Below are 6,831 nucleotides of genomic sequence, written 5' to 3' on the forward strand. Positions count from 1 at the left end.
GTCTGGGTACAGCAATCAACTTTGAGAGACATGGCAAACATACTGGTAGTAGATGATGAGCTCGGCATCCGAGACTTGTTGCAGGAAATCTTGAACGACGAGGGGCACAACGTCGACCTCGCCGAGAACGCCACCCAAGCCCGCACCGCGCGGGCCTCTGCTGCCTACGATTTGGTGCTGCTGGACATCTGGATGCCAGACACCGATGGTGTCTCGCTGCTCAAGGAGTGGAGCACGGCCGGTTTGCTCTCCATGCCCGTCATCATGATGAGTGGCCATGCCACCATCGAAACCGCCGTCGAAGCCACCCGCATTGGGGCGCATTCCTTTTTGGAAAAACCCATTACCTTGCAAAAACTGCTGAAAGCGGTCGAGCAGGGCTTGGCCAGTCGCACCCCCGCCGCCAGTCGGCCCGGCGACACGACGGGCACCCATGCGTTGCTCAAAGGCGTAGGGGAAGATTTTTCTGTCAGTCTGGCCAGCGCTGAGGCCCATGCCCACCAGGGCTTTGACCTTGACCGCCCTTTGCGCGAAGCCCGCGACGGCTTTGAGCGGGCCTATTTCGAGTTTCACCTGGCCCGCGAAGGCGGCTCCATGACCCGGGTGGCGGAAAAAACCGGCTTAGAGCGCACCCACCTGTACCGTAAATTGCGCCAATTGGGCGTTGATTTGGGCCGCAGTCGGAAAAATTAAAAAATTCTACGTTTTTCGAAAAAGTAGAAAAAAGTGTGCCTATAATCACGGCTTCACACAAGTTAGCACACTGCACTTGTTTGGCCCGGTAGCTCAGTTGGTAGAGCAGCGGATTGAAAATCCGCGTGTCGGCGGTTCGATCCCGTCCCAGGCCACCAAAACACTGTTTCTTGAGCATTCAAGAAGCCCCAAAACCCGCTACTTCCCTAAGTAAGCGGGTTTTTTGTTTCCTAAGTAGCCCTTAATACTCTCGCAATGCCCCGCCGCAAGGCATGCGGCAGGATTTTCTCGCCAGGGTACTCAGCCGATCTGGTGGTGCTTATCGGGCCAGTGCTGCCCGCATGGCGTTGATCTCGGCCTGGTAGTCGGGTTTGCCAAAGATGGCGCTGCCCGCTACGAAGGTGTCGGCACCAGCGTCGGCCACGGCGCGGATGTTGCTGGCTTTGATGCCGCCATCGACCTCGAGGCGAATGTCTTTGCCGCAGGCTTCAATGCGCTTGCGAGCGGCTTCCACCTTGCGCAAGGTGCTATCAATAAAGCTTTGCCCGCCAAAGCCGGGGTTCACGCTCATCAGCAAAATCAGGTCGATGTCTTCAATCACCCAATCGAGCACATCCAGCGGCAAAGCGGGGTTGAAGACCAGGCCCGGCTGGCAGCCGGCCGCTTTGATGGCCTGGATGCTGCGGTGCACATGGGCGCTGGCATCGGGGTGAAAGCTGATCAGGTCGGCCCCGGCCTGGGCAAAGGCTTGGGCCAGCGCATCGACGGGTTGCACCATCAGGTGCACGTCAATGGGCACGGGCTGGCCGCTGGGGGTGACGGCATGGGGTTTGAGCGCCTGGCAGACCATGGGGCCGAAGGTCAGATTGGGCACATAGTGGTTGTCCATCACGTCAAAGTGAATCCAGTCGGCACCGGCGGCAATCACGTTGCGCACCTCATCGCCCAGGCGGGCAAAGTCGGCGGACAAAATGGATGGGGCAATGCGGTAGGTCGGGGCGGTGGGGGAGGGAGTATTCATGCGGCTCATAGGGCGCAATTGTCGCAGGCTTGGGCTGATGCCTCATTTACATTAGCGCCTTATGCGCTCTTCTTACGACCTCTCCGCCCTGCTGGCGGAACTCGATCCCCATGCCGAGTTGGCAGAACGTCACCTGTGGCTGATTCATGTGCTGCACTGGATGCGCTCGGCCGCGCCCTCGATTGAGGTGGCGATGGCCAAGGCAGAATCTTTTGTTGCGGCGTTTGAAGCCGATGAGGCTTTGCGCCTGCGTTTGCAACTGTGGTGGCAGCGCTTTAGCGACACGGTGGACATCACCACCTTGCTGGCCGATTTTGGTTTTGCGCCCCGCACGGCGATGGTGACGGAGCTGACCGAGCGCCTGCGCTTGAAATTGCTGCCGGGCACCCCGGAGACGATTGACGCGGCTGAGTTGTTCTCGATTGCGCTGACGCACGAGTTCGATGCCCGCTGGCTTACCGCTTTGCCCGAGCCGCTGCTGCAGCGCTTGACGGCGCTGCTGGTGCCCGAGGAGGCCCAGCAGGGCATTGGCTTTTGGCGCCACGCCCTGTTGGGGGCGATTACCTACTGCGCCGGACAAATTTTGGCCAATGGCTTTTCGCCCGAACTGCGCTTGCGCATGAGCGAAGAGGCCCGCGAGGAGCAGCCCTTTCACGCGCTGATTCACGATGTGGAGAGTTTTCGGATCGAATTTGTCCACGGCGTGCGCACGCCCGAACGCTTGGAGCAGGCTGAGCAGCGCCTGCGCGAACGCCTGGATGCCTGCCGCGCGGCCATTGGCACGGTGTACCAACACTTTGCCGCAGAGGGGATTTCGGTGGGGCTGGTGTTTCGTGTACGCCAGGTGCGCACCCGCATCGTGCGCGTGCGCCAATTACTGGCCTGCCTGACCAGCGCGCACCCAGAGCAAGAGGCGGCGCGGCTGCTGGCCGGTTTTGTCAGCGTGGGGCGCGACCGGCGCAGCCTGCGCCACCTGTTGGCCACCAACTCGTCCCTGCTGGCGGCCAAGGTGACCGAGCGCAGCGCAGAAACCGGCGAACACTACATCAGCCACAACCGCAGCGAATACCTGCAAATGGTGCGCCGTGCCGCCGGGGGCGGGCTGTTGATGTCGGTCACCACGCTGCTGAAATTTGGCTTGGCGGCGCTGGCGTTTTCGGCCTTTTGGGGCGGGTTTTGGGCCGGGGTGAACTACTCCATCAGCTTTGTGCTGATTCAGCTGCTGCACTGGACGGTGGCCACCAAACAGCCCGCGATGACGGCCCCGGCCATGGCGGCCAAGCTCAAAGACATGCAGTCCAGTGAGGATGCCGCCCACACCTTAGAGGCGTTTGTCGATGAGGTTGCCAACCTGGTGCGCACCCAGGTGGCGGCCATTTTGGGCAACGTGCTGGTGGTCTTTCCGGCCGCGCTGGTTTTGTCCTTGCTGTGGTGGCAGATGTTTGGCGCGACCCCGCTGGATGCGGCCCATGCGCAATCGACTCTGGATTCTTTGCACGTCTTGGGCCCTTCGGCCCTGTTTGCCGCCTACACCGGGGTGCTGTTGTTTGCCAGCAGTTTGATCGCCGGCTGGGTGGAAAACTGGTTTGTTTTGCGCCGCCTGGATTCAGCGATACGGTATAACCCCGGTTTCACCCGCTGGCTGGGCAAGGGCCGTGCCAAGCGCTGGGGGGATTTTTGGCGGGCCAATATCTCGGGCTTTGCCGCCAATATCTCTTTGGGCATGATGCTGGGGCTGACCCCGGCGATTGCGGCGTTTTTTGGCCTGGGGCTGGAGGTGCGCCACGTCACCCTCTCGTCGGGCCAGCTGGGGGTGGCCAGCGCCACGTTTGGCCTGGGCGTGCTTGCCCTGCCGGCGTTTTGGTGGGCCTTGGCCCTGCTGCCGCTGAATGGGGCGCTGAACGTGATCGTCAGTTTTTATCTGGCGTTTCGCATGGCCTTGCGGGCCCACAACATTAACGGCGTAGAGCGCTCGCGCATTTACGCCGCCATCCGCCAACGCTTGCGCTCCAAGCCAAGCAGCTTCTTCTTGCCCTAAGGCCCCAGAAGCCCATGGCGGAGCCGACAACGAAAGGATTTGCGCCATGACCGAACCCCTTGCTGCCAGCCACCTGCCCGCCATCCAGTGGTCGTTGGTGCTGGCGCTGGCCGCGCTGGTGGGCTATGCCTGCCAGCGCCAGCTGGGCCTGCCCAGGGTGCTGGGCTATGCCGCAGTGGGCAGCATTGCCGGATTTTTTGGTTTGGGGGCCGCGCTGTGGCCCTTGCACGGGCCGGTGCTGTTGCTGCTTGAGCTGGGCATTGCCGTGGTGCTGTTTGAGTGCGGTGCGCGCATCAATGTGCGCTGGTTTGTACACAACCCCATGGTGCTGGTGCAAAGCGTGCTGGAGGCCAGCCTGACCTACGCGGCCGTGTTTTACGGCCTGCAGGCGGTGGGGGTGGAGGCCCGCAGTGCCGGGCCGCTGGGCCTGATTGCCATGGCCGCCTCCCCGGTGCTGCTCAGCCGCGTGATTGCCGATACCCGCGCCGCCGGGGCGGTGACCGACCGGGCGTTGACCCTGTCCACCTTATCCACCCTGTACGCCCTGGTGCTCAGTGCGGCCAAGGCGCAGATTTTTGCCAATCCGCAAGAGTCGCTGTGGCACGACATCACCCCGGTGCTGCAGGTGCTGCTGGTGTCGGCCGTGGTGGCGGGCGTGTTGTTTGCCCTGATTCATGCCGTGCTGCGCTGGATGAGCCCCTTGAGCCAAAACACCGCCATTGTGCTGCTGGCGCTGATTGCGGCGACGGCGGCCAGCGCCAGTGGCCTGGGCGGCTCGGCCCCCTTGGCGGCGCTGCTGGCGGGCATGGTGCTGAAGTTTTTCCGCCCCCAGCCGCTGCCGTGGACGCAGGCGCTGGGCAGCATCAGCGCTTTGCTGGGCATGGTGGTGTTTGTGCTGGTGGCCGCCGTGGCCGCCCATGCGCCGTGGACGGGCAGCATCCCGTTGGCCGTGCTGGCCTTGGTGGGCTTGCGCCTGGTGGCCAAAACCGTGGGCATTGGCCTGGGGCACTGGGGCAGCCACACCCATTGGCGGCAAACGCTGTGGACGGCCTGCACCATGGCTCCTTTATCTGCAGTAGCACTCGCAATGACGGTGCCATTTACAACCATTAGTGGCGGTGAAACCATTGCTGGCATTGCGCTACCAACTATTCTTTTAATGGAATTGCTCGGGGCCATGGCCGCCACCTGGGCGCTGCGCCGCGCTGGCGAGGCCCGCGATACCTTGGGAGTGCGCCATGACGCTTGAAGCCTTTGCCCCTTCACAACCGCTGACCCTGGGCGTGGAGCTGGAGCTGCAACTGCTGAGCACCCACGACTACGACCTGACCCCCTACGCGGCCGACATGCTGCGCCTGATGCGCCAGCACCACCCCGATTTGCCCGGCACCGTGGTGCCGGAGATGACGCGCAGCATGATCGAAATCTCCACCGGCATCTGCCAGGACGGGGCCGATGCGCTGGCGCAGCTGACGCAAATTCGCAATGCCCTGGTGGCCTGCGCCGACAAGCTCAACATCGCCATTGCCGGGGGCGGCACCCACCCCTTTCAGCAGTGGCACGAGCGGCGCATTTATGAAAAAGAGCGGTTTCACCAGCTCTCCAAACTGTACGGTTACCTGACCAAGCAGTTCACCATTTTTGGCCAGCACGTCCACATTGGCTGCCCCGATGCCGATGCCGCCTTGCTCATGCTGCACCGCATGAGCCGCTACATCCCGCACTGCATTGCGCTGTCGGCCTCCAGCCCCTTTGTGCAGGGGCAGGACACAGCGTTTGATTCGGCGCGGCTCAACTCGGTGTTCGCCTTTCCCCTGTCGGGCCGCGCCCCGTGCGTGCTGACCTGGGCCGAGTTTGGCCAGTATTTCAACAAAATGACGGCCACCGGCGTGGTGCAGGGCATGAAGGATTTTTACTGGGACATCCGCCCCAAGCCCGAATTTGGCACCATCGAAATCCGCGTCTTTGACACCCCACTCTCCATCGAACGCGCGGCCGCCCTGGCCGCCTACGTGCAGGCGCTGGGGGCGTGGCTTTTAGACACCCAGCCCTTTACGCCCTGCGAGGATGATTACCTCGTTTACACCTTCAACCGCTTTCAGGCCTGCCGCTTTGGGCTGGAGGGGGTGTACGTCGATCCTGCCAACGGGGCGCACCTGTCGTTGGCCGAGCATATTTTGCGCACCATGGACACCATCGCCCCCTACGCGCACAGCGATTTTTCCCTGCTGCGCACCAGCGTCGAGCAGCGCCACAACGATGCCCACTGGCTGCGCGAATGCCAGGCGCACACGCCGCTGCTGGGCGAAGTCTCGCGCCAAGCGGCGCTGCGCTTTCGCCAAGTCCCGCCCATGCAACCGTGACAAAACGGCTGATTTTTTATATGATTTTGGCCTCTAACGCTTATATTTAAAGCGTTGAAAGCTCCCCTTTATGAAGCAACCCTTGGGCGAATTTGACCTCATTCAGCGCTTCTTTCAGCGCCCAGCCCACCGCAGCCCCTTGGGCGTGGGCGACGACTGCGCCCTGCTGGCCCCGCGCCCCGGCATGCAGCTGGCCGTCTCCAGCGACATGCTGGTGCAAGGCCGCCACTTTTTGCCCGACGTGGCCCCCCGCCTGCTGGGCCACAAGGCGCTGGCCGTCAATTTGTCGGACTTGGCCGCCTGCGGGGCCCAACCCCTGGCCTTTACCCTGGCCCTGGCCCTGCCGCACAGCGACGAGGCCTGGTGCCAAGCCTTCAGCGAAGGGCTGTTCGCCCTGGCCGAAGCCCACGACTGCGAACTCATCGGCGGCGACACCACGCAAGGCCCGCTCACCATCTGCATCACCGTGTTTGGGGAAGTGCCCAGCGGCCAAGCCATTTTGCGCAGCGGTGCCCAGGTGGGCGACGATATCTGGGTCAGCGGCACCCTGGGCGATGCCCGCTTGGCGCTGGATGCCCTGCAGCGCCAGCACATGCTGCCGCCCCCCGTCTTGGCCCAGGCCCGCCAGCGCCTGGAAGCGCCCACCCCGCGCGTGGCCCTGGGCCAGGCGCTGCGCGGCATTGCCAGCAGCGCCCTGGACGTGAGCGATGGGCTGC

The 6,831-nt window shown here is 63.1% G+C and carries 6 protein-coding genes and 1 tRNA gene; 6 read left to right on the top strand and 1 reads right to left on the bottom strand.

Features of this window, described 5'->3' with window-relative positions; all coding sequences use genetic code 11:
* The first annotated feature begins 30 nt into the window (after positions 1–30).
* Together J1777_RS10730 and J1777_RS10735 are read left to right on the top strand one after the other, a co-directional pair.
* A complete protein-coding gene (locus J1777_RS10730; protein WP_207575690.1) occupies positions 31–693 on the top strand; it encodes a response regulator in 663 nt (220 codons plus the stop codon).
* Positions 694–775: 82 nt separating this feature from the next.
* A tRNA-Phe gene (locus J1777_RS10735) sits at positions 776–851 on the top strand.
* A gap of 161 nt (positions 852–1,012) precedes the next feature.
* Here J1777_RS10735 and rpe read toward each other — a convergent pair.
* Complete coding sequence (gene rpe, locus J1777_RS10740; protein WP_207575691.1) at positions 1,013–1,714, bottom strand: ribulose-phosphate 3-epimerase; 702 nt, start codon at positions 1,712–1,714, stop codon at positions 1,013–1,015.
* A gap of 61 nt (positions 1,715–1,775) precedes the next feature.
* Here rpe and J1777_RS10745 point away from each other — a divergent pair, with 61 nt between their 5' ends.
* From J1777_RS10745 to thiL, 4 genes are all read left to right on the top strand, one after another.
* Complete coding sequence (locus J1777_RS10745; RefSeq protein WP_207575692.1) at positions 1,776–3,752, top strand: site-specific recombinase; 1,977 nt, start codon at positions 1,776–1,778, stop codon at positions 3,750–3,752.
* A 46-nt stretch (positions 3,753–3,798) separates the two neighbouring features.
* Complete coding sequence (locus J1777_RS10750; RefSeq protein ID WP_207575693.1) at positions 3,799–5,001, top strand: cation:proton antiporter; 1,203 nt, start codon at positions 3,799–3,801, stop codon at positions 4,999–5,001.
* Complete coding sequence (locus J1777_RS10755) at positions 4,991–6,115, top strand: YbdK family carboxylate-amine ligase (RefSeq protein WP_207575694.1); 1,125 nt, start codon at positions 4,991–4,993, stop codon at positions 6,113–6,115. Before J1777_RS10750 ends, J1777_RS10755 begins: the two co-directional genes overlap by 11 nt.
* A gap of 82 nt (positions 6,116–6,197) precedes the next feature.
* A partial coding sequence (gene thiL / locus J1777_RS10760; RefSeq protein ID WP_207575697.1) for a thiamine-phosphate kinase occupies positions 6,198–6,831 on the top strand: 634 nt, incomplete at its 3' end.

Source organism: Comamonas denitrificans (assembly GCF_017368815.1).
In the GTDB taxonomy this organism is placed as follows: Bacteria; Pseudomonadota; Gammaproteobacteria; order Burkholderiales; family Burkholderiaceae_C; genus Comamonas; species Comamonas denitrificans.